Origin of the sequence: Tardiphaga sp. vice154, from assembly GCF_007018645.1 — a bacterium.
Classification (GTDB): domain Bacteria; phylum Pseudomonadota; class Alphaproteobacteria; order Rhizobiales; family Xanthobacteraceae; genus Tardiphaga.
Genome location: NZ_CP041399.1, coordinates 4661948 through 4686231, shown reverse-complemented (window position 1 = coordinate 4686231; position 24284 = coordinate 4661948). Strand labels below are relative to the sequence as shown.

The window sequence follows — 24284 nt, the reverse complement described above, 5'->3', positions numbered from 1 at the left end:
GGGGCGCGGGCGCGTCAGCGCGAGCGAACCTCAGACACTCCAATTGGAGTGGCGGGGAATCCCGATATCGGACGATGAACATGTCGAGGTTCCGGGATCGCGTTCGGCTCACGCCGCCCGCGCCCCGGAACGACAGTTTTATTAGTTGCCCAGATGGCTTTCGATCGGCGGACCGAACACGTCCCACTTCTCGCCGGTGAAGCGCATCATGCGAAGCTGCTCGATCGGATAGTAATCGGTCGCCGAGGTGTTGAGCTTGACGCCGGGCAGCATGGTGTCCGTCGCATAGTCCTTCAGCGAAGCGGCCTGCTTCATGATGTTGGCGCGGGTCAGGTCGTCGCCGGCCTGCTTCAACACCTGCACCACGGTCTGTGCCTGGCCGTAGCCATAAACGGCGGACGAGTCGGCCAGGTTGGCGAAGGGCGCGTATTTGGCGACGAAGTCGCGATACTTCTTCATGCCTTCGTCGTTGTCCCACTGCGGATCGGAACCGTCCTTTGCATAGGCCAGCGACATCACGCCCTGCGAGTTGTCGATACCGGCGGGACGCATCACCGAGGCGACCGAGGAGCCGACATTGCTCTGGAAGAACATCGGCTTCCAGTTGAGCTCGCCGACCTTCTTGATCGCCTGCGCGGCGAACTTGGGCGTCGAGATGCTGACCAGCACGTCCGCTCCGCTCGCCTTCAGCTTGACGAGATGGTTCTCGATGGTCGGCTCGGAGACTTCGTAGCTTTCCTCCATCACGATCATCGACGCCTTGTCGCCGAGGCCGTCCTTCAGGCCCTTCAGCAGATCCTTGCCGAGGTCGTCGTTCTGGTACAGCACGCCGATCTTGCCGGCCGGCTTTTCCGTCAGGATGTATTTGCCGAAGATCTGGCCTTCGCTCTGGTAGGCGGGCTGCCAGCCCATCGTCCAGGGGAACGTCTTGTGCTCACCGAACTTGGTGGCGCCGGTGGCCACGAACAGCTGCGGCACCTTCTTGGCGTTCATGTACTTCTGGATCGCGGTGTTCGACGGCGTGCCGAGCGGCCCGAAGATGAACAGCACCTCGTCCGATTCCACCAGCTTGCGGGCCTGTTCGACGGCCTTCGGCGGCGAGTAGGCGTCGTCATAGGTGATGAAGTTGATCTTGCGGCCGTTGATGCCGCCCTGATCGTTGATCATCTTGAAATAGGCTTCTTCCATCTTCCCGATGATGCCGTAGGCCGAGGCCGGGCCGCTATAGGGAATGATGTTGCCGATCTTGATCTCGGTGTCGGTGGCGCCGGTGTCGTACTTCTTCTGGGCAAAAGCGCTGCCGGAGAAAGTGAGAACGACGGCAGCGGTGGAAAGGGCAGCGAAGCGCAGGCTAGTTCTGGAAGTCACGGTAGATCCTTCAGTTTTTACGCAGTTTGCCGATCAGGCTCTGGGCCCCATAGGCGATTTGCCGGGCGCCGTGCGGCACCAGGAAGATGATCATGATCAGGATGACGCCGAACACGGCGCCGGACAGACCCTTCGAGATGTGCTCGGCGATATTCGGCACGAACACGATGAAGGCAGCACCGGCGAGCGAACCGGGCAACCAGCCGACGCCGCCGACCACCATGCCGAGGAACAGGGCGACCGCGAGCTGGATGGTGTAGCCGTCCGGTGCCACGAACTGCACGGCGATGCCGCCGAGGCCGCCGGCCACGCCGGTGATGCCGGCCGAGACGCCGAACGCCAACGTCTTGTACAGCGAGACATCGACGCCCATCGCGGAAGCCGCGATCTCGTTGTCGCGGATTGCCATCATCGCGCGGCCGGAGCGGGACTTCAGCAGGTTGACCGAGAACACGTAGATCATGATCGAGACGACCAGCGTGAAGTAGTACAGCCACATGTCCTGCGAGACTTTCAGCCCCAGCGTTGCGAAGATCTCGGGCGCTTCCGGTTTGGTCACGACCAGGCCCTGCACGCCGCCGGTCCAGTGTTCGAACACGCCGAGCTTGAGCAGCTGCGGCATCGCCACCGCCAGCGCGAAGGTCGCCAGCGCCAGATAGATGCCGCTCAATCGGAGCGCGGGCAGGCCGAACAGGAAGCCGGCGATGAAGCAGACAAGACCGGCTACCGGCAGCGTCAGGATGTAGTTGACGTTGCCGTGTTCGATCAGAATCGCCGACGTATAGGCACCGATCGCATAGAACGCGCTCTGGCCCAGCGAAAACTGCCCGCTGGCACCGGTGAGGATGTTGAGTGCCAGCACCGCGATCGCGTAGATCAGCCACATCGTCATCTGGAAGATGAAGAAGTTCTTCACGAACAGCGGCGTAGCGATCAGCAGCGCCAGGACCACTATCGACGCCATCGGGCCGAGCGACAGGGCTTTCTTTGGAACCGCGTCGATGACGGGAGCGGTGGATGCTTCTTGAACGGCGCTCATGATCAAACTCGCTTCACGATGGCACGGCCGAACAGGCCATTGGGTTTGACGACCAGCACGGTGATGATCAGCGCCAGCGCGATAGGCAGTTTCAATTCGTTGCCGACGCCGGGAATATAGGTGCCGACCAGGTTCTCGAAGACGCCGACCAGGAAGCCGCCGCATACCGCGCCGAGCGGGCTGGACAGACCGCCGACCACCGCTGCGGCAAAGCCGTAGATCAGCACGCCGCCCATCATGTTGGGCTCGAGGAACACCACGGGGGCGATCAGCATGCCGGCGATCGAACCGATCGCGGCCGCCATGCCCCAGCCGAGCGCGATCATCCAGCCGGTGTTGATGCCGACCAGCCGCGCCGATTCAGGCATTGATGCCGCCGCCCGCATGGCGAGACCGACGCGGGTGTAGCGGAAGAAGCCGAACAGCAGGATCAAGAGCACCAGAGTGACGCCGATCATGCCGGCCTGATGCGTCGAGATCAGCTGGCTGCCGAGGAACGGCGAGGAGCCGAACGGCGACGGGAACTGCTTGATGGTGAAATCCCACAGCAGGCCGGCAACGCTGTTGATGATCGCGAACAGCGCGATGAAGCCAGCGACATGGGTCAGCACCGGCGCCTTGGCCAGCGGCTTGAACAGCAGCCGCTCGATCAGGATGCCGCCGAGGAACGAGAACACCAGCGTCAGCACGAAGGCGCCCCAATACGGCACGCCCCACTGCATCATCTGCCAGGCCAAAAATGTCGAGAACATCGCCATTTCGCCTTGTGCGAAATTCAGATGATCGATCGCCTGATAGATCATCACCACGGCGAGCGCCATGCAGGCGTAGATCGCGCCGGTGGCGATGCCAGCCAGGACTTGATTGGTAAAGAGCTCCATAACAATTCCCTTAGTGAGGCTGTTTCCTCAGTATCCCAGATAGGATTTACGGACGTCTTCGTTGTTCGCGATCTCGTCGGCGGTGCCGGACATCACGATGCGTCCCGTTTCGATCACATAGGCCTTGTCGGCGAGTTCCAGCGCGAGCTGCGCGTTCTGCTCGACGACCAGGATGGTGACCTTGTCCTCGCGGTTGATCTTGCCGAGAATCTTGAACATGTCGCGCACGATCAGGGGAGCCAGGCCGAATGACGGCTCGTCCAGCAGCATCAGGCGCGGTCGCAGCATAAGCGCGCGCGCCACGGCCAGCATCTGCTGCTCGCCGCCGGACAGCGTGCCGGCCTGCTGGGCGTGGCGTTCCCTCAGCTTCGGAAAATGATCGTACATCCGCTCGATGTCGGACGAGATCGCCTTGGTGTCCTTGCGGGTGATGGCCCCGAGCTGCAGATTCTCTTCCACCGTCATGTTGGTGAAGGTGCCGCGGCCCTGCGGCACATGCGCTATGCCGAGTCGCACGATGTTTTCGGTCGAGCGGTTGTCGAGCTTGGCGCCTTCGAATTCGATCGTGCCGGTGGAGCGGATCATGTTGCAGATCGCCCGCAGCGTCGTGGTCTTGCCGGCGCCGTTGGCGCCGAGCAGCGTGGTCATGCTGCCTTCCTTGAGATCGAACTCGAGGCCGTGCAGCGCCTGGACCTGGCCGTAATAAGCGCGCAGGTCCTTCACATTGAGCATCGCGGTCATTAGTCCTTGCTCCCCAGATAGGCCTTGATGACGTCCGGGTCGTTCTGGACTTGATGCGGCGTGCCTTCCGCCAGCTTCTTGCCGAAGTTCAGCGCCACCACATGATCGGCGATCGACATCACCAAGCCCATGTGATGCTCGACCAGCAGAACGGTGACGCCGCGGTCGTTGCGGATCTGGCGGATCAGGTCGCCGAGAATGTGGACTTCCTCGTGATTGAGGCCGCCGGCGGGCTCGTCGAGCAGCAGGATCTTCGGCTCGGCGGCCAGCGCGCGCGCCAGTTCGACGCGCTTCTGGGTGCCGAACGGCAGGCCGGCCGTAACGGTGTCCGCGACGTCGTGCAGATCGAGATAGCCGAGAATCTCGTTCACCCGGCGGTTGATGTCGGCTTCGCCACGGCGCACCCATGGCAGCGTCAGCGAATCGCTGACGATGTCGCTGTTGGTGCGGGCATGCGTGCCGATGCGGACGTTGTCGCGCACGGAAAGATTTGGAAACAAAGCGACGTTCTGGAACGTGCGGCCGATCCCGATTTCGGAGATCTTGTGCGGCGGGCGTTTCAGAATGCTCTCGCCTTCGAGCAGGATGTCGCCCTTGCTCGGCTGATAAAGGCGGCTGAGACAATTGAACAGCGTGGTCTTGCCGGCGCCGTTCGGCCCGATCAGGCCGAGGATATGACCCTTCTGCATATCGAACGAGACGCCGTTCAACGCGATGATGCCGCCGAACACGACACTGACGTCGTGAACGGCAAGCAGCGGCGCAACCGAGGTGGTTGCGTTCTGCTGAGCGAGTGCCTGCATCATTTGCGGCAGCCTGCGGTCGCCTGGCGCAGCTGATTGCGCGCAAGGCCCAATCCGCAAACACCGACGCGACGAAGGTTATCTGATCCCATCGACCACACGAGCAACTTTGCCTCCCGGTTTGATTTTTTTGGATGCGATTTTGCTGGCAGGTGGCGCAGACGTGCCGCCCAGTGCCGCTTCGATGTTCCTTACCATCGCCAACAAGCGAGGTCCAATGTCGGTGCGCAATCGCTCTTCGGTAAAGCGAAACGCCGGCGCACCGCAATTGAAAGCGTAAGGTCCGGTGCCATCATTCAGTTTGAGCGCGACGCCGACGGCGTGGACGTCGTCCTGCCACTCTCCTGCGGAAATGACAAATCCGTAACGTGCGACCATTTCGCCGGAACGCTCGAGTCCGTCGCGCATCTTCGACCAGCGGCTGCCGTAATGTTCACGGAACTCACGCAGCAATTGCGCGCGTTCCTCGGGCGGCAACGCCCAGAAATAGGCGCGGCCCATCGCGGTCGTCGCGATCGGGATACGCGAGCCGACATCGAGCTGCACGCCGACGGTGAGGCTGGAGCGGCTCTGCCCGAAATAGATCATGCTCAATCGGTCGCGCGCGCCGACGGCCACCGCGCCGCCGGTCTGCCGCATCAGCTCGTCGCGAAAGCTTTCGGAAAGATGCTTAACGCCAAGGTTCGCAAGTGCAGCATACCCCAGGGCCATAGCTGCCGGCGCGAGTTGATACTTCTCGAACCGCGGCACCGGTGTAAGGTAGCCGAGTTTGGTCAGCGTATAGGTCAGCCGCGAAATGGTAGGCTTCGGCAGATTGGTGCGGGCGGCAATCTCCTGATTGCCGAGCAGCCCGTCATTGGGACGAAAGGCGCGCAATACTTCGAGGCCGCGCGCAAGCGCGACGACGAAACTGCGATCTGTCGCCACATTCTTGGCTGGACGTTTCATGATTCCCTGGAACTGCCGGCGCTTGTCGCGCGTCCCTCGTTGACAAGCGACGCTCTTCAAAATAACCCTCTTTGTCAAGATGTGGAATTAAATTCCGCAGTGCGAAACCGCCAAGAACGCTGTCCAAGGAGAACGCCGTGAACGATGTCGTCAAGCTCGAACGTCATGATGTGGTTGCGATCGTCACGGTCGACTCGCCGCCGGTGAACGCCCTCAGTGCGGCGGTTCGCCGCGGAATTTTTGAATCGATCAAAGCGGCGGCGGCCGATCCGGAAGTGCAGGCGATCGTGCTGACTTGCGCCGGCCGCACCTTCATCGCGGGTGCCGATATCACCGAATTCGGCAAGCCGCCGCAGTCGCCGATGCTCAACGACGTGATTGCGGAAATCGAGAATTGTGGAAAACCCGTGATCGCCGCGATCCACGGCACGGCACTGGGCGGCGGTCTCGAGATCACGCTCGGTTGTCACTTCCGTGTCGCCACCAAGGAAGCCAAACTCGGCTTGCCGGAAGTCAAGCTGGGTCTGTTGCCCGGCGCCGGCGGCACGCAGCGCCTGCCGCGCGCGGTCGGTCCGGAACTCGGCGTCAAGATGATCGTGACCGGCGAGCCGATTGGTGCCGCTGAAGCATTGAAGAATGGCCTGATCGAAGAGATCGTCGAAGGCCCGGCCTCGGGTGCCGAAGCCTTCGCGCGAAAAGTGATTGCCGAGAAGCGTCCGCTGCGCGTGCTGCGTAACGACGATTCAAAGCTCGCCGCGGCTAAAGCCGATCGCTCGATCTTCACCAACGCGGCGGCGGCAGCCAACAAGAAGAACCGCGGCATGAACGCGCCTTTGGCCTGCGCCGAAGCGGTGAGCTGGACGCTGGATCTGCCGTTCGACGAGGCGCTGAAGAAGGAGCGCGAGATGTTCCTCAAGCTGGTCGCGGACGACCAGTCGAAGGCGCAGCGCTACGCATTTTTCTCCGAGCGCGAAGCCGCCAAGGTCCAGAACATTCCGGAAGGCGTCAAGCCGCGTCCGGTCGAGCGCGTCGCCATCATCGGCGCCGGCACGATGGGCGGCGGCATTGCGATGTCGTTTGCCAATGCCGGCATTCCGGTCACGCTGATCGAGACCGGCGAAGAGCAGTTGAAGCGCGGCATGGGCATCATGCAGAAGAACTATGAAGCCACCGCTGCGCGCGGCGGCATTCCCGCCGACGCCCCGGCCAAACGCATGGGCCTGATCAATGGCGTGGTCGGCCTTGAGAACGTCAAGGACGCCGACCTCATCATCGAGGCGGTGTTCGAAACCATGGCGATCAAGAAGGAAGTGTTCACCGCGCTCGACGCCTACGCCAAGCCGGGTGCCGTGCTGGCCAGCAACACCTCCTATCTCAACATCGACGAGATCGCGCAGGTGACCAAGCGTCCGCAGGACGTGCTCGGCATGCACTTCTTCTCGCCGGCCAACGTGATGAAGCTCTGCGAGATCGTCCGCGCCGACAAGACCGCGCCGGACGCGCTTCTGACCGCCGTGGCGGTTGCCCGCAAGATCGCCAAGGTGCCGGCCGTGGTCGGCGTCGCCGATGGTTTCGTCGGCAACCGCATGCTGGCGGCCCGCTCCAAACAGTCCGAGAAGCTTTTGTTCGAGGGCGCTCTGCCGCAGCAGGTCGATGCCGTCGTCACCAAGTTCGGCATGCCGATGGGTCCGTTCGCGATGGGCGATCTCGCCGGTCTCGATATCGGCTGGCGCTCGCGCAAGGACCGCGGCATCACCTCGCCGATCGCAGACGCTTTGTGCGAGGCTGGCCGCTTCGGCCAGAAGGCCGGCAAGGGATACTACAAATACGAGGCCGGCTCGCGTGCGCCGGTTCCGGATCCGGAAGTCGAGAAGCTGATCGACGACACCTGCAAGAGCCTCGGTCTCACCCGCCGCATCGTCAGCGACGAGGAGATCCTCGAGCGCATGATGTATCCGATGATCAATGAAGGCGCCCGCATCCTGGAAGAGAAGGTCGCCTCGCGGCCCTCCGACATCGACGTGATCTGGCTGTACGGCTACGGCTGGCCGATCTACCGCGGCGGCCCGATGTTCTATGCCGACAGCGTTGGCCTCAAGCACATCGCCGAGCGGCTGTCGTTCTACGCCAAGCAGACCAACGATCCGTCGCTGGAGCCATCGGCGCTGCTCAAGCGTCTCGCCGACGAAGGCAAGACGTTCGCATCATTGGCGAAGGGCTGAGCCTTGATGGAGACGATTGCGTCATTGCGCGGTCCTCTCAGCACGTCGTCCCCGCGAAAGCGGGGACCCATAGCCTCTGTCTTATCGATGGAATGCTGTGGAACTATTCGTGCTTCTCTTCCTCTGCCGTGGTTATGGGTCCCCGCTTTCGCGGGGACTACCCGCGGAAAGGCCGAACAGCAGGCATTTCGATGACCTATCCCGGCGAAAAATTCTATCCCGACGACGTGCGCTGGGATGCGCCGATCGCGCGTGGCACGCTGCCCGATCTGCTGTCGAAAGCGGCAGCCGATTTCGGCGACCGTCCCGCAATCGAATTCCGCGACCGATCGCTCAGTTTCAACGAACTCGACGAGAAGGCCGCAACCGCTGCCGCGGCATTCCTTCGTGCCGGCTTCGGTCGCGACACGTCGATCGGTCTGTTCCTCGGCAATACGCCGGATCACCCCGTCCACTTCTTCGGCGGGCTGAAGGCCGGCGCGCGCCTCGTGCATCTCAGCCCGCTCGACGGGGAACGCGCGCTGTCGCACAAGCTCAGTGACTCCGGCGCTCGCGTGCTGGTCACCAGCAACCTGTCCTCGCTGCTGCCGATGGCGCTCAAATTTCTCGACAACGGCCTGCTCGACCTCCTGATCGTCTGCGAGGACGATGACTGGGGCGACGTCGGCAATCCGCAGATACCGCTGCCGGATGATGCCCGCATCATGACCTTCAAGCGCTTCACCGAAGGCGCTGCGCCGCCGTCGCAATGGCCGGCGATTTCGCCGGATGATGTGGCCTTGCTGCAATATACCGGCGGCACCACGGGGCTGCCGAAGGGCGCCATGCTGAGCCACGGCAATCTCACCTCAGCGGTGTCGATCTACACCATCTGGGGCGAAGCAGCGCGTGCCGAGCGCAACACGATCGAGCGCGTGATCTGTGTGTTGCCGCTGTTCCATATCTACGCGCTGACCGTGATCCTGCTGCAGCGGATCCATGTCGGCGACACCATCTCGCTGCACCAGCGCTTCGACACCGGCCGCGTGCTCGACGACATCGAGAAGAACCGCGCCACGGTATTTCCCGGCGTGCCGACGATGTGGATCGCGATCGCCGCCGATCCGTCGCTGGAAACGCGTGACCTGTCGTCGCTGGTATCGGCCGGATCGGGCGGCGCACCGCTGCCGGTCGAGGTCGCGCGATTGTTCGAGGCCAAGACCGGGCTCAAGCTGAAGAGCGGCTGGGGCATGACCGAGACCTGTTCGCCGGGCACCGCGCATCCCGCCGTTGGTCCCGATAAGCCGGGCTCGATCGGGCTGATGATGCCGGGCGTCGAGCTCGATATCGTCTCGCTGGACGATCCGTCGCGGGTGCTGCCGACCGGCCAGAGCGGCGAGATCCGGATCAAGGGCCCGAACGTCACCAAAGGCTACTGGAACCGGGCGCAGGAATCCGCTGACTCGTTCGTCGGCGAGCACTTTCTCACCGGCGACATCGGCTACATGGACGATGACGGCTATTTTTATATCGTCGATCGCAAGAAGGACATGATCATCTCGGGCGGCTTCAACGTCTATCCGCAGATGATCGAGCAGGCGATCTATGAGCACCCGGCGGTGCACGAGGTCATCGTGATCGGTGTGCCCGACCAGTATCGCGGCGAGGGCGCGAAAGCCTTCATCAAGCTGCGGCACGGTGCCGAACCGTTCAGCCTCGACGACCTCCGGGATTTCCTGTCCGGCAAGCTCGGCAAGCACGAATTGCCGGTCGCGGTCGATTTCGTCGACGATTTGCCGCGCACCGCCGTCGGAAAACTCTCGCGCCATGCCTTGCGCGCGCTGCATCCATCGCCAACACTCGATCAACGACAAACCGCCACCGGAGGCCGCCCATGACTGAAGCCGTAATCGTTTCCACCGCCCGCACCCCGATCGGCAAGGCCTATCGCGGCGGCCTCAACGCCACCGAAGGCGCGACCTTGCTCGGCCACGCCATCGAGCACGCCGTCAAGCGCGCCGGGCTGGATCCCCGCGAGATCGAGGACGTGGTGATGGGCGCTGCGTTGCAGCAGGGCTCGACCGGCGGCAACATCGCCCGCAAGGCGCTGCTCCGCGCTGGCCTGCCCATCAGCGTCGGCGGCACCACCATCGACCGGCAGTGCGCTTCGGGCCTGCAGGCGATCGCGCTGGCGGCACGCTCGGTGATCTTCGACGGTGTCGAGATCGCGGTCGGCGGCGGCGGCGAGTCGATCTCGCTGGTGCAGAACGACCACGCCAACAAGTTCCACACCGTCGATCCCGAACTGATGAAGATCAAGTCGGACGTCTACATGCCGATGCTCGACACCGCCGAGAACGTGGCGAAGCGCTACAACATCTCGCGCGAGCGCCAGGACGAGTACTCGCTGGAGAGCCAGCGCCGTACCGCGGCGGCTCAGCAGGGCGGCAAGTTCAACGACGAGATCGCCGCCATCACGACGAAGATGGGCGTCGCCGACAAGGCGACCGGTGAAGTCACGTTCAAGGACATCACGATCCACAAGGACGAAGGCCCGCGCCCCGAGACCACCGCCGAAGGCCTCGCCGGCCTGAAGGCCGTGCGCGGCGACGGCTACACCATCACCGCCGGCAACGCCTCGCAGCTGTCCGATGGCGCTTCCGCCACCGTGATCATGAGCGACAAGACTGCGGCTGCGAAGGGTCTCACCCCGCTCGGCATCTTCCGCGGCTTCGTCTCGGCCGGCTGCGAGCCGGACGAGATGGGCATCGGCCCGATCTACGCCGTGCCGCGGCTGTTGAAGCGTCATGGCCTCAAGGTCGAGGACATCGACCTCTGGGAGTTGAATGAAGCTTTCGCGGTGCAGGTGCTGTATTGCCGCGACAAGCTCGGCATCGATCCGGAGAAGCTCAACGTCAATGGCGGCGCGATCTCGGTCGGCCATCCCTATGGCATGTCGGGCGCCCGCCTGACCGGCCACGCGCTAATCGAAGGCCGCCGCCGCAAGGCGAAATACGCGGTCGTCACCATGTGCGTCGGCGGCGGCATGGGCTCTGCCGGCCTGTTCGAGATCATCCACTAACTGTCATTCCGGGGCGCACGCGGCGCGAGCCGCGCGCGAACCCGGAATCCCGAGATGGGACGATGAACATCTCGAGGTTCCGGGCCTCCGCCAGCCGGCTTCGCCGTCTGTCGCATCCCGGAACGACAACATTATCGTTTAATTTTCACAGGAGGATCCGATGGATCTCAACTTCAGCAAGGAAGAAGTCGCGTTTCGCGACGAAGTGCGCGCGTTTTTCAAGGATCACGTACCGCCGGCGACCCGGCAGAAAATGGCCGAGGGCCGCCATCTCGGCAAGGACGAGATGGTCGCCTGGTGGCGCATCCTCAACGACAAGGGCTGGGGCGTGACGCACTGGCCGGAGGAATATGGCGGCACCGGCTGGAGCTCGGTGCAGCACTACATCTTCAACGAAGAGCTGCAGATGGTGCCGGCCCCGGCGCCGCTCGCCTTCGGCGTCAGCATGGTCGGCCCGGTGATCTACACCTTCGGCAGCGAGGCGCAGAAGAAGCGCTTTTTGCCGCGCATCGCCTCGGTCGAGGATTTCTGGTGCCAGGGCTTCTCCGAGCCCGGCTCCGGCTCCGACCTCGCGTCCTTGAAGACCAAGGCCGAGCGCAAGGGTGACAAGTGGATCATCAACGGCCAGAAGACCTGGACCACGCTGGCGCAATACGCCGACTGGATCTTCTGTCTCTGCCGCACCGATCCCACCGCCAAGAAGCAGTCCGGCATCTCCTTCATCCTGGTCGACATGAAGACGCCGGGCATCACCGTGCGCCCGATCGTCACCATCGATGGCGGCCGCGAAGTCAACGAAGTATTCTTCGATGACGTCGAGGTGCCCTATGAGAACCTCGTCGGCGAAGAGAACAAGGGCTGGGACTACGCCAAATTCCTGCTCGGCAACGAGCGCACCGGTATCGCCCGCGTCGGCGTGTCCAAGGAGCGCATCCGTCGCATCAAGGAGCTGGCGTCGCAGGTGGAGTCGAACGGCAAGCCGGTCGCAGACGATCAGAAGTTCCGCGAGAAGCTGGCGATGATCGAGATCGAGCTGAAGGCGCTCGAACTGACGCAGCTCCGCGTCGTCGCGGATGAAGGCAAGCACGGCAAGGGCAAGCCCAACCCGGCGTCCTCGGTGCTGAAGATCAAGGGCTCGGAAATCCAGCAGGCGACGACCGAGTTGCTGATGGAAGTCATCGGCCCGTTCGCGGCCCCCTATGACGAGCATGGCGACGACGGCAGCAACGAGGCGATGGAATGGACCGCGCAGATCGCGCCGAGCTATTTCAACAACCGCAAGGTCTCGATCTACGGCGGCTCCAACGAGATCCAGCGCAACATCATCACCAAGGCCGTGCTGGGGCTGTAAGCGCACTTCTTTCACCTCTCCCCAGCGGGGAGAGGTCGGCGCGCAGCGCCGGGTGAGGGGGCGGCTGCGAGTAAAACATGGGCTCCCCCTCACCCGAAGCCTCGCTGGCGCGAGACTCCGACCTCTCCCCGCTGGGGAGAGGTGACCATCACTGCCATTGCAAAAAATCGACGCAGCGACCGGATCGCGCGAAACAGGAAACGGAAACATGGATTTTGATTTGTCGGAGGAGCAGCGGCTTCTCAAGGATAGCGTCGACGGTCTCCTGAAGACCTCGTACGACTTCGATCACCGCAAGAAGTATCGCGGCGAGAAGGGCGGCTGGAGCAAGAACGTCTGGGGCAAGCTCGCCGAGCAGGGCCTGCTCGGCCTGCCGTTCACGGAAGAAGAGGGAGGCTTCGGCGCCGGCGCCGTCGAGACCATGATCGTGATGGAATCGCTCGGCCGCGCATTGGTCGTCGAGCCCTATCTGCCCACGGTAATCATCGGCGGCGGCTTTTTGCGTCGCGGCGGATCTGCCGCGCAGAAGGAAGCCTACATCCCCGCGATCATCGACGGCTCGAAGACGCTGGCTTTTGCGCAGCTCGAGAAGAACTCGCGCTACGATCTCGGCGACGTCTCCACCTCCGCGAAGAAGAACGGCGACGGCTGGTTGATCGACGGCGAGAAGTTCGTCGTGCTGAACGGCGAGAACGCCGACACGCTGATCGTCTCGGCGCGCACCAATGGCGGCCAGCGTGACCGCAGCGGCATAGGCCTGTTCCTGGTGCCGGCGAATGCCCCCGGCGTCAGCATCAAGGGCTATCCGACGCAGGACGGCCTGCATGCCGCCGACATCACCTTTACTGCGGTGCAGGTCGGCGCAGACGCGGCGATCGGAGATCCCGCGAACGCGCTGCCGCTGATCGAGACCGTGGTGGATGACGCCCGCATCGCATTGTGCGCCGAGGCGGTCGGCGAGATGGACGAGTCGCTGAAGACCACCGTCGAATATCTCAAGACCCGTACCCAGTTCGGCGTCGCGATCGGCACGTTCCAGGTGCTGCAGCATCGTGCCGCCGACATGTTCGTCGCGGTCGAGCAGGCGCGCTCGATGGCGATGTTCGCCACCATGGCCAGCGACTTCGAGGACGCCGCGGAACGCGCCAAGGCGGTCTCGGCGGCAAAAGTGCAGATCGGCAAGTCGCTGAAATTCGTCGGCGAGCAGGCGATCCAGCTGCATGGCGGCGTCGGCATGACCATGGAGTACAAGATCGGCCACTACTTCAAGCGGCTGACCATGATCGAAAGCACCTTTGGCGATACCGACTATCATCTGCGTTGCGTGACAGACGCGGGCGGCTTGAACGGCTAGAACACCGGCCTCTCCCCGTCATTGCGAGGAGCGAAGCGACGCGGCAATCCAGAGAGCCACACGCGCAGTCTGGATTGCTTCGTCGCAACGGCTCATCGCAATGACGGGGAGAGCGAAGTGCAAACAAAAACAACAACAGGGAGCTCTCCATGAACAACCCGTTCGATCTCACCGGCAAGGTCGCCGTCATCACCGGCTCGAGCCGCGGCATCGGCCGCGCGTCGGCCGAGTTGCTGGCCAAGCTCGGCGCCAAAGTGGTGGTGTCCAGCCGTAAGCAGGACGCCTGCGAGGAAGTCGCCGAAGGTATCCGCAAGGATGGCGGCGACGCGCACGTCATCCCCTGCAACATTTCCCGCAAGGACGAGGTTGCGGCGCTGATCGCGGGGACCGTGAAGCATTACGGCCCGATCGACATCCTGGTCTGCAATGCTGCGGTCAATCCCTATTACGGCCCGCTGCTCGACATCACTGACGAAGCTTTCGACAAAATCATGGGCTCCAACGTCAAGAGCAACATCTGGCTGTGCAAGGAGGCGATCCCGGCGATGGCCGAGCGCGGCCGCGGCTCCGTCATCATCATCTCATCGATCGGCGGGTTGCGCGGCTCCACGGTGATCGGCGGTTATGGCATCTCCAAAGCCGCGGATTTCTCGCTGTGCCGCAGCCTCGCCGGCGAATGGGGCCCGAAGGGCGTCCGCGTCAATTGCATCGCGCCGGGCCTTGTGAAGACCGATTTCGCGAAGGCGTTGTGGGAAGACCCCGAAAGTCTCAAGCGCCGCACCGCCACCACGCCGTTGCGCCGGATCGGCGAGCCGCACGAGATTGCCGGCGCGGTGGCCTATCTCGGCTCGGATTCCTCGACCTTCATGACCGGCCAGACCATCGTCATCGACGGCGGCGTCACGACGGCCGGGGCATAATCTTCCTTCCCTCTCCCCGTGCGAAGCTTCGCTTCGCTAGGTGGGAGAGGGTGGCTTCGCGAAGCGAAGACGGGTGAGGGGGCCGCGCGCTCTGTCGCCAAAGCCCCCTCATCCGTCACGGCCTGCGGCCGTGCCACCTTCTCCCACAAGGGGAGAAGGAAGATGCGCGAGTTGTCAGAGAGGAGACCCCCATGCCCTTCATCCTCGCCATCGATCAAGGCACCACCTCGTCCCGCGCGATGGTCTTTCGCGAGGACCTCTCGATCGCCGCCGTCGCGCAGCAGGAGTTTCCGCAGCATTTTCCGGCGTCCGGCTGGGTCGAGCACGAGCCGGACGACATCTGGTCGTCGATGCTGCAGACCTGCCGCGAAGCGATCGCCAAAGCCGGCATCACCGCCCGCGACATTGCTGCGATCGGTATCACCAACCAGCGCGAGACCACGGTGGTATGGGACCGCTCGACCGGCCAAGCGGTGCACCGCGCCATCGTCTGGCAGGACCGCCGCACGGCGGAGATGTGCGCGCAACTCAAGGCCGATGGCCACGAGCCCGCGATCACCGGGAAGACAGGATTGATCATCGATCCGTACTTTTCCGGCACCAAGGTCGCCTGGATCCTCGATCACGTGCCCGGCGCGCGCGTTCGCGCCGAACGCGGCGAGCTCTTGTTCGGCACCGTCGACAGCTATCTGCTGTGGCGCCTCACCGCGGGCCGGGTGCATGCCACCGACGCCACTAATGCCTCGCGCACGCTGCTGTTCAACATCCATACCGGGCAGTGGGACGAAGATCTGTTGCGCCTGCTGCGGGTTCCCGCGGCGATGCTGCCGGAGGTGAAGGATTCTTCCGCCGATTTCGGCAGCACCGATCCCGAATTGTTCGGCGGCGCCATCACCGTTGCCGGCATCGCCGGCGACCAGCAGGCGGCGACCATCGGCCAGGCCTGCTTTGCGCCCGGCATGATCAAATCGACCTACGGCACCGGCTGCTTCGCGCTGCTCAACACCGGCACCACCGCGGTGGCGTCCCAGCACAAGCTGCTCACCACGGTTGCCTATCAGCTCAAGGGCGTGCGGACCTACGCGCTGGAGGGGTCGATCTTCGTCGCCGGCTCCGCGGTGCAATGGCTTCGCGACGGGCTTGGCATCATCAGGAACGCCGCCGAGACCGGTCCGCTCGCCGAGCAGTCCGACCATGCGCAGTCGGTCTATCTGGTGCCGGCCTTTGTTGGCCTCGGTGCGCCGTACTGGAACCCTGACGTGCGCGGCGCGCTGTTTGGCCTGACGCGTAACACCGGCCCCGCCGAGCTGGCGCATGCCGCGCTGGAGAGCGTGTGCTACCAGACCATCGACCTGCTGGCCGCGATGCGCGCCGACTGGCCGGAGGCCGACGCCGCCAATATCGTGCTGCGCGTCGATGGCGGCATGAGCGCGTCGGACTGGACGATGCAGCGCCTCGCCGACTTGCTGGACGCGCCGGTCGATCGCCCGACTATTAGCGAGACCACGGCGCTGGGCGCGGCCTATCTCGCCGGGCTGCATGTCGGCCTCTATCCGGAGCCGCAGAAATTCGCCGACAACTGGCGGCTTGAGCATCGTTTCCGCCCGAACATGAGCGAAGCCACTCGCACGCGAAAACTGGCGGGCTGGACGCGCGCGGTGAAAGGATTGCTGGCGAGCCAGGCGTAGCCCGGATGACAATCCGGGGCCGGCTCATCTATACGTACGACGGCTCCTGGATTGCGTCACCGCCCGCGAGCCGCGGTCGCTAACTTCATCCGGGCTACGACTGAGCCGTTGGTGATTTTCCACGCGCCAGCCACGAACACACGACAGCCGGGATGGCGCCGACGATCCCGAAGGTGAGGATCTCGCGCAGCGACAGCGGGCGGCTGGTGGCGACGACCAGAAGCGCGATGACGGCGACGTAGCCCGTCACTGCAGAGGTCAGCAGCTTCGGCCACAGTCCCATTTTGCGCTCGAGCAGCCAGTCCTCGAACCACATCACCAGCACGATCGGCAGGCCGAACACATAGGCGAACGGCAGCCCGACCAGCAGCCCGATGGCGCCGCCATAGATCTTGCCGCCGAGCACGTCGCGCACCGCAAAGACCGCGAAACCGATCAGCGGCCCCAGCAACAGGAAAACCAGAAAACGCCTCATGCCACCTCCGGACCGCTCACCCGCAAGATGCAAGCCTAGCCCGGATGGCACAAAGCGCAATCCGCCGTTGTGGATTACTTCGCGCCGATCGCCCGGCCACGGAACTGCAGATGTACCGCGCAATTGCAGCCCGGCGGATGCGTGGCCATCTCTTTGGCGATGACGTCGTTGGCCGGTTCGGGGGCGTGGACCGGCGTGGCGGTCATGGCTTCCTTGACGCGGCGGTCCTGCGCCGACTGCTCCTGCGTCGGAATGTAGTTCAGCACCGGCGCCAGCCAGCGTTCCGCTTCGGAGACGCTCCAGCCCTTGCGGGTGGCGTAATCATCGACCTGGTCGCGCTCGATCTTGCCGACGCCGAAATAATAGCTCTCCGGATGGCTGTAATACATGCCGGACACCGACGAGCCCGGCCACATCGCGTAGCTTTCGGTCAGCGTCACGCCGGCGGTCTTCTCGGCGTCGAGCAGGCGGAACAGGGTGGCCTTCTCGGTATGGTCGGGTTGCGCGGGATAGCCGGGGGCCGGGCGGATGCCCTGATATTTTTCCAGGATCAGCTCGTCGACCGGCAGGTCCTCGTCCGGCGCGTAGCCCCAAAACTCCCGGCGCACGCGCATATGCATGCACTCGGCAAAGGCTTCGGCGAGACGATCGGCCAGCGCCTGGCACAGGATCGCCGAATAGTCGTCGTTGGCGTTCTTGAAGCGGTTGGCGATGATGTCCTCGCCGATCCCCGCGGTGACGACAAAAGCGCCGATATAGTCCGGCACGCCGGAGGCCACCGGCGCGATGAAGTCGGACAAAGCGGCGTTGAAGCGGCCGTCGCGCTTCACCAGCTGTTGGCGCAGCGTGTGCAGCGTGGCGACCGGCGCGGTGCGGGTTTCGTCGGTGTACAGCACGATGTCGTCGCCGACCGCGTTGGCCGGCCAGAAGCCGATCGTCGCCTGCGCCTTGAACCATTTTTCGTCGACGATCAGCTTCAGCATCTTTTGGGCGTCGGCATAGAGCGAGGTCGCGACATCGCCGACCTTGTCGTCTTTCAGGATCGCCGGGAAGCGTCCGGCCAGTTCCCAGGTCTGGAAAAACGGCGTCCAGTCGATGTATTCGGCGAGCTCGGCCAGCGGGTAATCGCTGAACGACTTGATGCCGAGGAAGGTCGGCTTCTGCGGCGGCGCCTTGGTGAAGTCGATCACCATGCCGTTGGCGCGTGCATCCGTCAGCTTCAGACGCTTCTTGTCGGCCTGGGCGCGGAAATGCGCCGCGGAGATCTTGGCGTAATCGGCGCGGATTTCCGCGGCATAGGCGTCGCGCCTGTCTTCCGACATCAGCGACGAGGCGACGCCGACGGCGCGGCTGGCGTCGTTGACGTGGACCACCGGGCCCTTGTAGTTCGGCTCGATTTTCACCGCGGTATGCACGCGGCTGGTGGTGGCGCCGCCGATCAGCAGCGGCACCTTCAGCCCCTGGCGCTCCATCTCGCTGGCGAGAAAGCTCATCTCGTCGAGCGACGGCGTGATCAGGCCGGACAGGCCGATGATGTCGGCGTTCTCGGCCTTGGCAGTCTCGATGATCTTCGACGCCGGCACCATAACGCCGAGATCGATCACCTCGAAATTGTTACATTGCAGCACGATGCCGACGATGTTCTTGCCGATGTCATGGACGTCGCCCTTGACGGTGGCGAGCACGATCTTGCCGGCGTTCTTGCGGCCGTCGCCCTTGATGCCGGCTTTGAGATTATCCGCCTTCTCCTGTTCCATGAACGGCATCAGCCAAGCCACCGCCTGCTTCATCACGCGGGCGGATTTCACCACCTGCGGCAGGAACATCTTGCCGTCGCCGAACAGGTCGCCGACGATATTCATGCCGTCCATCAAGGGACCCTCAATGACGTGCAGCGGACGCGCCACGGTGAGGCGCGCGGCCTCGGTGTCCTCGTCGATATATTCGGTGATGCCGTGCACCAAAGCATGGCTGAGCCGCCGCTCGACCGGCCACTCGCGCCAGGCGAGATCCTTTTCCTTCACTTCCTTGCCCTGGCCGCGGAATTTTTCCGCAAGCTCGAGCAGTCGCTCGGAGGCGCCGGGGTCACGGTTGAGGATCACGTCCTCGCAGGTCTGGCGCAGTTCGGGATCGATGTCGTCATAGACGATCATCTGCCCGGCATTGACGATGCCCATGTCCATGCCGGCCTTGATGGCATGATACAGGAACACCGAATGCATCGCCTCGCGCACCGGCTCGTTACCGCGGAACGAGAATGAAAGGTTGGAGACGCCGCCGGAAATATGCGCGTGCGGCAGGTTCTGGCGGATCCAGCGCGTCGCCTCGATGAAGTCGACGCCGTAATTATTGTGCTCTTCAAGGCCGGTCGCGATCGCAAAGATGTTTGGATCGAAGATGATGTCTTCCGGCGGGAAGTCGAGGTCGTTGACCAGGATGTCGTATGCGCGTTTGCAGATCTCGGTCTTGCGCGCAAACGTATCGGCCTGGCCGACCTCGTCGAACGCCATCACGACCACCGCGGCGCCGTGGCGACGCGCGATCTTGGCCTCGTGGATGAACTTGTCGACGCCTTCCTTCATCGAGATCGAGTTCACCACCGGCTTGCCCTGAACGCATTTCAGGCCGGCTTCGATCACGTTGAATTTGGAGGAGTCGACCATCACCGGGACGCGGGCGATATCCGGCTCGGCGGCGACGAGGTTGAGGAAGGTGATCATCGCCTGCTCTGAATCGAGCAAGCCCTCGTCCATGTTGACGTCGATGATCTGCGCTCCGTTCTCGACCTGGTCGCGGGCGACCTGCAGTGCCGCGGTGTAGTCGCCGGCGGTCACCAGCTTGCGGAATTTCGCCGAGCCAGTGACGTTGGTGCGCTCGCCGACATTGACGAACGGAATTTCCGGCGTCAGCTCGAAGGCTTCGAGGCCGGACAGACGCAAGCGCGGCTCGATCTCGGGTACGATGCGCGGCTTGTGGGGTGCCACGGCCTTGGCGATCGCGGCGATATGGTCCGGCGTGGTGCCGCAGCAGCCGCCGACGATGTTGACGAGGCCGGATTTGGCGAATTCGCCGATCAGCCCGGCCATGAATTCCGGGCTCTCGTCATAGGCGCCGAATTCATTGGGCAGGCCGGCATTCGGATAGGCGCAGACCAGCGTATCGGCGACGCGGCCGATATCCGCGATATGCGCGCGCAGATCCTCGGCGCCGAGCGCGCAGTTGAAGCCGATGGTCGCCGGCTTGGCATGGCGCACGGAATTCCAGAACGCTTCCGGTAACTGGCCGGACAGCAGGCGGCCAGACTTGTCGGTGATGGTGCCGGAGATCATCACCGGCACGTCGATGCCGCGCGCCTCGCAGATTTCCGCGATGGCGTAGAGCCCGGCCTTGGCGTTCAGCGTATCGAAGATCGTTTCGAGCAATAGCAGATCGGCGCCGCCGTCCAGCAGGCCGTTGATCTGCTCGCTATAGGCGATGCGCAGGTCGTCGAAAGTGACGGCGCGGTAGCCCGGCGAGGACACGTCGGGCGAGATCGAGGCGGTGCGGTTGGTCGGACCAATGGCACCGGCGACGAAGCGCGGTTTGCCGTCTTCGGCGGAGACCTTGATGGCAGCGTTCTTCGCCAGTCGGGCGCCTTCAAAGCTCATCTCATAGGCGATGTCGGCGAGGTCGTAGTCGGCCTGCGCGATCGAGGTCGAGGAGAAGGTGTTGGTGGCGACGATGTCGGCGCCGGCGCGCAGATATTCGGCGTGAATGTCCTCGATCGCCTGCGGCTGGGTCAGGATCAGCAGATCGTTGTTGCCGCGCAGGTCGCGGTGAAAATCCTTGTAACGCTCGCCGCGAAAGGCGGCCTCGTCGAACTGCAGGCCCTGGATCATGGTGCCCATGGCACCGTCCAGCACGAGGATGCGTTCGGCAGCAGCTTTCAGCAGTTCGGTACGTTTGGCGGAAACGGGAACGGTCATGGATCAGGCTGCTTTCTGCGCGCCGTTCGGCCGGAAGCCGAGCAAATGGCTGATGGCGAAAACGAGATCGGCGCGGTTCATGGTGTAGAAATGGAAGTCGCTGACGCCCTGCTTGGCGAGCTTCTGCACCTGGCCTGCGGCCACGGTGGCGGCGACCAGCTTTCGGGTCTCGGCGTCGTTGTCGAGGCCGTCGAACTTCTCATCGAGCCAGGCCGGCACGCTGGTGCCGGCACGGGTGACGAAGGATCGCGCCTGCTTGAAATTATGCATCGGCATGATGCCGGGCAGGATCGGGATATCGATGCCGCGAGCGCGGACGCGGTCGAGGTAGCGGAAGTACAGATCGTTGTCGAAGAACACCTGGGTGATGGCGCGCGTCGCCCCGGCATCGACCTTGGCCTTCAGCACGTCGATATCGGCGTCGAAGTCCGGGCTCTCCGGGTGCTTTTCCGGATAGGCGGAGACGGTGACGTCGATGTCCGGATAGCGCCGCTTGATCGAGGCCACCAGGTCCGCCGAGGTCTGGTAGCCGTCGGGATGCGCCAGATAGGGCGTGCCGATCCCGGTGGTCGGATCGCCGCGCAGCGCCACGATGTGGCGGACGCCGACGTCGTGATACTGCGCGACCACGTCGTCAATATCGCCCTTCGAGGCGTTGACGCAGGTCAGATGCGCGGCCGGGACCAAAGCGGTCTCATTGAGAATCCGGGTGATGGTGGAATGGGTGCGCTCGCGAGTCGAGCCACCCGCGCCATAGGTCACCGACACGAATTTCGGCGACAGCGGCGCCAGTCGCGTGATGGTCTCCCACAGACTGCGTTCCATTTCCTCGGTCTTCGGCGGGAAGAACTCGAAGGAAATGTTGGGAAGCCTGGTCGGTTCGGGCGCTGCGATATCGCTCATGTCGGCTAACTCCACGCGGCCCGCGCGGGCGGTGACCGGTTGTCCTGCGAGCGAGCGGTGTCCGGGACACCCGTGCGCTGCAACAATATAGGCGGAAAGTCGGGACTACATAGCCCATTTTCCGGCAGAAAGGCGTGGGAAGTGGCCCATTTTATGAAAGCGAGGGCGGATAAATAGAAGGAAATCGCCTTGAGTGGGCAGTTAATTTCAACGGTTCAAGCTGTTTATCTCGGTATTTTGCCTGCCTAAGATCGTGGGCGGAATTGAAGTCGAGATGTAGGTAAGAGGGTTCGGCCCACGGGGTAGACGGCGCATCTGCTTCTGGTCGGCCCGCGAGTTAGCCGAGGCGGCCGTGTCGAGCATTCACCCGGATACCGCTAATGTCGGGACCGACGCCGCCGCGACGTCCTTGGTGCTCGATCCCGACGAAAGGTGAAACCGATGCTTTACGCGATACTGGCCTATCATGTGGAAGACGTCGTCGCGTCCTGGACGCCGGAAGAAGATGCCGCGGTGATGGGCGGCCTGCATGGGGTGCACGACCGGCTGACGGCCGAGGGCCGCCTTGGCCCCGCCGCGCGATTGGGCGCAACCAAGGACGCCTTCACCCTGCGTGGCCCCGGGGCCGGGATGGTGATCGACGGCCCGTTCGCCGAGACCAAGGAGCAGTTGCTGGGCTTCTACGTCGCCGAATGCACGTCGCGTGAAGACGCGATCGCCGCCGCGCGCGACCTGCGCCGCGTCAATCCGACCGCGGTTTACGAGATCCGCCCGATCATCCTGTTCCTGCCCGGCGCGGCGCTGGATGCGACCCACGCGCTGGCGGATCACGCCGCGGGGTAAGCTTCCTGACGAGCGCACGGCCTCTGACGGAGAGGCCGGCGCGACTACTCCGGCGCTTCGCCGTAATTGGCGCGGAAGGGGTGTGCCGGGTAGACGCCGACGATGCGGAATTCGCGGCTGAAGAACTGCAACTCTTCCAGCGCGAAAGCCAGATTGCGGTCGTCGGGGTGGCCGTCGACGTCGGCATAGAACTGGGTGGCGAAGAAATTGCCGTCGACCATGTAGCTTTCCAGCTTGGTCATGTTGACGCCGTTGGTGGCGAAGCCGCCCATCGCCTTGTAGAGCGCGGCCGGCAAGTTGCGGACCCGGAACACGAACGACGTCACCAGCGGCCCGGAGCCCTGCGCCGCCCATTTGGCGTCCCTGGCCAGAATCACGAAGCGCGTGGTGTTGTGGTCCTCATCCTCGACATTTTCGGCCAGGATATCGAGGCCATAGATGTCGGCGGCGAGCTTCGACGCCAGCGAGGCGCAGGATTTGTCGCCGCGCTCGGCCACGGCCCGGGCCGAGCCCGCGGTATCGGCGGCGACGATCGCTTTCAGGCCGAGTTTGCGGATGATGCGGCGGCACTGGCCGAGCGCGTGGACGTGGCTCTCGATGGTCTTGATGTCGTCGAGCTTGGTGCCGCGCGGGGCCATCATCTGGTGGTGGATCGGCAGAAACCACTCGCCGACGATGAACAGGCCGGATGCCGGCAGCAAATGATGGATGTCGGCAACCCGGCCGGCGATCGAGTTCTCGATCGGGATCATGCCGAGTTCGGCCTCGCCCGACGAGATCGCCGCCAGCGCGTCCTCGAAGGTGGCGCAGGGCAGCGGCTCGGCGTCCGGAAAGGCTTCGACGATGGCGATGTGGGAGTTTGCGCCGGGTTCGCCCTGGAATGCTATTTTCATGGTGTTCTCGTCTGTGATCGATCGCTCACGTGTTGGTCAGGACACGCCGCGCGGTTTCCAGGTCGGCTTGCGTATCGACGCCGCGCGGTACGGTATCCACGATGGAGACGTCAATGCGCATGCCGGCCTCCAGCGCGCGCAACTGCTCGAGCTTCTCCCGCCATTCGAGAGGCGAGGGCGGCAGTGCCACGAAGCGTTGCAGCGCCGCGCGCCGGTAGGCGTAGAGGCCGATGTGATGGTAGCGCGGCCCGTCGCCCCAGGGGGCCGTGGCACGCGTAAAATACAGCGCCCGCAGCCGTTGCGGGCCGAGCGCAGAGCCGATCACCTTCACCACGTTGGGGTTGGTGCTTTCTTCCTCCGTATGGATTTCCGCGGCCAATGTGGCGATATCCACGGCCGGGTCGGCCAGCGGCCCCAGAACGGCGCGGATATTGTCCGGCAGGATGGTCGGGAAATCGCCCTGCAAATTGATCACGGTATCGATCCTGCCGTCCGGATCGAGCAGGCCAAGCGCCTCGAAAATGCGGTCGGAGCCGGACGGGTGCTCGGCAGACGTCATTACCGCCTCGCCGCCACAGGCACGGACGGCATCCGCGATCTCCGGCGTATCGGTGGCCACTGCCACGCGGCCGATCCCGGCTGATTCCGCCCGGCGCAATACGTGCACGATCATCGGCAGGCCGGCGATGTCGAGCAGCGGCTTGCCGGGCAGGCGGGTCGCCGCCATGCGCGCCGGAATCAGAATCAGGGTTCGGGTCTCGGTCATGGCGATGCAGTCTGAACCCAGCGGAAACGCGTCAGGATATGCGGGATGGGGTGGCGGATTGCG

At 63.8% G+C, this 24284-nt stretch carries 19 protein-coding genes; 8 read left to right on the top strand and 11 right to left on the bottom strand.

Features of this window, described 5'->3' with window-relative positions; genetic code table 11:
* Nucleotides 1–141 precede the first annotated feature (141 nt).
* From FIU28_RS22045 to FIU28_RS22020, 6 genes are all read right to left on the bottom strand, one after another.
* Entirely contained in the window at nucleotides 142–1368 is a 1227-nt protein-coding gene (locus tag FIU28_RS22045) for an ABC transporter substrate-binding protein (RefSeq protein WP_143575251.1), read from the bottom strand.
* Between the two features lie 10 nt (nucleotides 1369–1378).
* Complete coding sequence (locus tag FIU28_RS22040) at nucleotides 1379–2407, bottom strand: branched-chain amino acid ABC transporter permease (protein WP_143575250.1); 1029 nt, start codon at nucleotides 2405–2407, stop codon at nucleotides 1379–1381.
* Between the two features lie 2 nt (nucleotides 2408–2409).
* Nucleotides 2410–3288: a branched-chain amino acid ABC transporter permease gene (locus tag FIU28_RS22035; protein WP_143575249.1), complete on the bottom strand. Its 879-nt coding sequence runs from the start codon at nucleotides 3286–3288 to the stop codon at nucleotides 2410–2412.
* Between the two features lie 27 nt (nucleotides 3289–3315).
* Complete coding sequence (locus FIU28_RS22030; RefSeq protein WP_143575248.1) at nucleotides 3316–4029, bottom strand: ABC transporter ATP-binding protein; 714 nt, start codon at nucleotides 4027–4029, stop codon at nucleotides 3316–3318.
* The gene (locus FIU28_RS22025; RefSeq protein ID WP_143575247.1) at nucleotides 4029–4835 is read right to left on the bottom strand and encodes an ABC transporter ATP-binding protein; all 807 of its coding nucleotides are present in this window, start codon (nucleotides 4833–4835) and stop codon (nucleotides 4029–4031) included. Before FIU28_RS22025 ends, FIU28_RS22030 begins: the two co-directional genes overlap by 1 nt.
* A gap of 75 nt (nucleotides 4836–4910) precedes the next feature.
* Nucleotides 4911–5780, bottom strand: coding sequence for an IclR family transcriptional regulator (locus FIU28_RS22020; protein WP_143576337.1), 870 nt, complete (start codon nucleotides 5778–5780; stop codon nucleotides 4911–4913).
* Nucleotides 5781–5917: 137 nt separating this feature from the next.
* Here FIU28_RS22020 and FIU28_RS22015 point away from each other — a divergent pair, with 137 nt between their 5' ends.
* The 7 genes from FIU28_RS22015 (at nucleotide 5918) to glpK (ending at nucleotide 16376) form a co-directional block, all read left to right on the top strand.
* Complete coding sequence (locus tag FIU28_RS22015; protein WP_143575246.1) at nucleotides 5918–8002, top strand: 3-hydroxyacyl-CoA dehydrogenase NAD-binding domain-containing protein; 2085 nt, start codon at nucleotides 5918–5920, stop codon at nucleotides 8000–8002.
* A gap of 191 nt (nucleotides 8003–8193) precedes the next feature.
* On the top strand, nucleotides 8194–9879 hold the full coding sequence (gene pimA, locus FIU28_RS22010; RefSeq protein ID WP_143575245.1) for a dicarboxylate--CoA ligase PimA: 1686 nt from the start codon (nucleotides 8194–8196) through the stop codon (nucleotides 9877–9879).
* The gene (locus FIU28_RS22005) at nucleotides 9876–11063 is read left to right on the top strand and encodes an acetyl-CoA C-acyltransferase (RefSeq protein WP_143575244.1); all 1188 of its coding nucleotides are present in this window, start codon (nucleotides 9876–9878) and stop codon (nucleotides 11061–11063) included. The genes pimA and FIU28_RS22005 overlap by 4 nt, the downstream gene beginning before the upstream one ends.
* Before the next feature lie 160 nt (nucleotides 11064–11223).
* Entirely contained in the window at nucleotides 11224–12414 is a 1191-nt protein-coding gene (gene pimC / locus FIU28_RS22000; RefSeq protein ID WP_143575243.1) for a pimeloyl-CoA dehydrogenase large subunit, read from the top strand.
* Nucleotides 12415–12622: 208 nt separating this feature from the next.
* Complete coding sequence (gene pimD / locus FIU28_RS21995) at nucleotides 12623–13768, top strand: pimeloyl-CoA dehydrogenase small subunit (RefSeq protein ID WP_143575242.1); 1146 nt, start codon at nucleotides 12623–12625, stop codon at nucleotides 13766–13768.
* Between the two features lie 149 nt (nucleotides 13769–13917).
* Entirely contained in the window at nucleotides 13918–14688 is a 771-nt protein-coding gene (locus tag FIU28_RS21985; protein ID WP_143575240.1) for an SDR family NAD(P)-dependent oxidoreductase, read from the top strand.
* A gap of 191 nt (nucleotides 14689–14879) precedes the next feature.
* A complete protein-coding gene (glpK, locus tag FIU28_RS21980; RefSeq protein ID WP_143575239.1) occupies nucleotides 14880–16376 on the top strand; it encodes a glycerol kinase GlpK in 1497 nt (498 codons plus the stop codon).
* Nucleotides 16377–16470: 94 nt separating this feature from the next.
* Here glpK and FIU28_RS21975 read toward each other — a convergent pair whose 3' ends face one another.
* The 3 genes from FIU28_RS21975 to metF all read right to left on the bottom strand — a co-directional run bounded on the left by FIU28_RS21975 (nucleotide 16471) and on the right by metF (nucleotide 21719).
* Entirely contained in the window at nucleotides 16471–16851 is a 381-nt protein-coding gene (locus FIU28_RS21975; RefSeq protein WP_143575238.1) for a hypothetical protein, read from the bottom strand.
* A 74-nt stretch (nucleotides 16852–16925) separates the two neighbouring features.
* Complete coding sequence (metH, locus tag FIU28_RS21970) at nucleotides 16926–20816, bottom strand: methionine synthase (RefSeq protein WP_143575237.1); 3891 nt, start codon at nucleotides 20814–20816, stop codon at nucleotides 16926–16928.
* Between the two features lie 3 nt (nucleotides 20817–20819).
* A complete protein-coding gene (gene metF, locus FIU28_RS21965) occupies nucleotides 20820–21719 on the bottom strand; it encodes a methylenetetrahydrofolate reductase [NAD(P)H] (RefSeq protein ID WP_143575236.1) in 900 nt (299 codons plus the stop codon).
* A 441-nt stretch (nucleotides 21720–22160) separates the two neighbouring features.
* On the opposite strand from metF, the gene FIU28_RS21960 reads away from it, so the two are divergent.
* Entirely contained in the window at nucleotides 22161–22562 is a 402-nt protein-coding gene (locus FIU28_RS21960; protein ID WP_143575235.1) for a YciI family protein, read from the top strand.
* A 44-nt stretch (nucleotides 22563–22606) separates the two neighbouring features.
* Here FIU28_RS21960 and FIU28_RS21955 read toward each other — a convergent pair whose 3' ends face one another.
* Both FIU28_RS21955 and FIU28_RS21950 read right to left on the bottom strand, forming a co-directional pair.
* A complete protein-coding gene (locus FIU28_RS21955) occupies nucleotides 22607–23455 on the bottom strand; it encodes a prephenate dehydratase (RefSeq protein ID WP_143575234.1) in 849 nt (282 codons plus the stop codon).
* Nucleotides 23456–23480: 25 nt separating this feature from the next.
* On the bottom strand, nucleotides 23481–24221 hold the full coding sequence (locus FIU28_RS21950) for a 3-deoxy-manno-octulosonate cytidylyltransferase (protein ID WP_143575233.1): 741 nt from the start codon (nucleotides 24219–24221) through the stop codon (nucleotides 23481–23483).
* Between the last annotated feature and the right edge of the window lie 63 nt (nucleotides 24222–24284).

What these genes read in the sequence shown, in the direction of transcription:
- FIU28_RS22040 (WP_143575250.1), bottom strand. Translation starts at nt 2,407, where the DNA reads ATGAGCGCCGTTCAAGAAGCATCCACCGCTCCCGTCATCGACGCGGTT.
- FIU28_RS22035 (WP_143575249.1), bottom strand. Translation starts at nt 3,288, where the DNA reads ATGGAGCTCTTTACCAATCAAGTCCTGGCTGGCATCGCCACCGGCGCG.
- FIU28_RS22030 (WP_143575248.1), bottom strand. Translation starts at nt 4,029, where the DNA reads ATGACCGCGATGCTCAATGTGAAGGACCTGCGCGCTTATTACGGCCAG.
- FIU28_RS22025 (WP_143575247.1), bottom strand. Translation starts at nt 4,835, where the DNA reads ATGATGCAGGCACTCGCTCAGCAGAACGCAACCACCTCGGTTGCGCCG.
- FIU28_RS22020 (WP_143576337.1), bottom strand. Translation starts at nt 5,780, where the DNA reads ATGAAACGTCCAGCCAAGAATGTGGCGACAGATCGCAGTTTCGTCGTC.
- pimA (WP_143575245.1), top strand. Translation starts at nt 8,194, where the DNA reads ATGACCTATCCCGGCGAAAAATTCTATCCCGACGACGTGCGCTGGGAT.
- FIU28_RS22005 (WP_143575244.1), top strand. Translation starts at nt 9,876, where the DNA reads ATGACTGAAGCCGTAATCGTTTCCACCGCCCGCACCCCGATCGGCAAG.
- pimC (WP_143575243.1), top strand. Translation starts at nt 11,224, where the DNA reads ATGGATCTCAACTTCAGCAAGGAAGAAGTCGCGTTTCGCGACGAAGTG.
- pimD (WP_143575242.1), top strand. Translation starts at nt 12,623, where the DNA reads ATGGATTTTGATTTGTCGGAGGAGCAGCGGCTTCTCAAGGATAGCGTC.
- FIU28_RS21985 (WP_143575240.1), top strand. Translation starts at nt 13,918, where the DNA reads ATGAACAACCCGTTCGATCTCACCGGCAAGGTCGCCGTCATCACCGGC.
- glpK (WP_143575239.1), top strand. Translation starts at nt 14,880, where the DNA reads ATGCCCTTCATCCTCGCCATCGATCAAGGCACCACCTCGTCCCGCGCG.
- FIU28_RS21975 (WP_143575238.1), bottom strand. Translation starts at nt 16,851, where the DNA reads ATGAGGCGTTTTCTGGTTTTCCTGTTGCTGGGGCCGCTGATCGGTTTC.
- metH (WP_143575237.1), bottom strand. Translation starts at nt 20,816, where the DNA reads ATGACCGTTCCCGTTTCCGCCAAACGTACCGAACTGCTGAAAGCTGCT.
- metF (WP_143575236.1), bottom strand. Translation starts at nt 21,719, where the DNA reads ATGAGCGATATCGCAGCGCCCGAACCGACCAGGCTTCCCAACATTTCC.
- FIU28_RS21960 (WP_143575235.1), top strand. Translation starts at nt 22,161, where the DNA reads ATGCTTTACGCGATACTGGCCTATCATGTGGAAGACGTCGTCGCGTCC.
- FIU28_RS21955 (WP_143575234.1), bottom strand. Translation starts at nt 23,455, where the DNA reads ATGAAAATAGCATTCCAGGGCGAACCCGGCGCAAACTCCCACATCGCC.
- FIU28_RS21950 (WP_143575233.1), bottom strand. Translation starts at nt 24,221, where the DNA reads ATGACCGAGACCCGAACCCTGATTCTGATTCCGGCGCGCATGGCGGCG.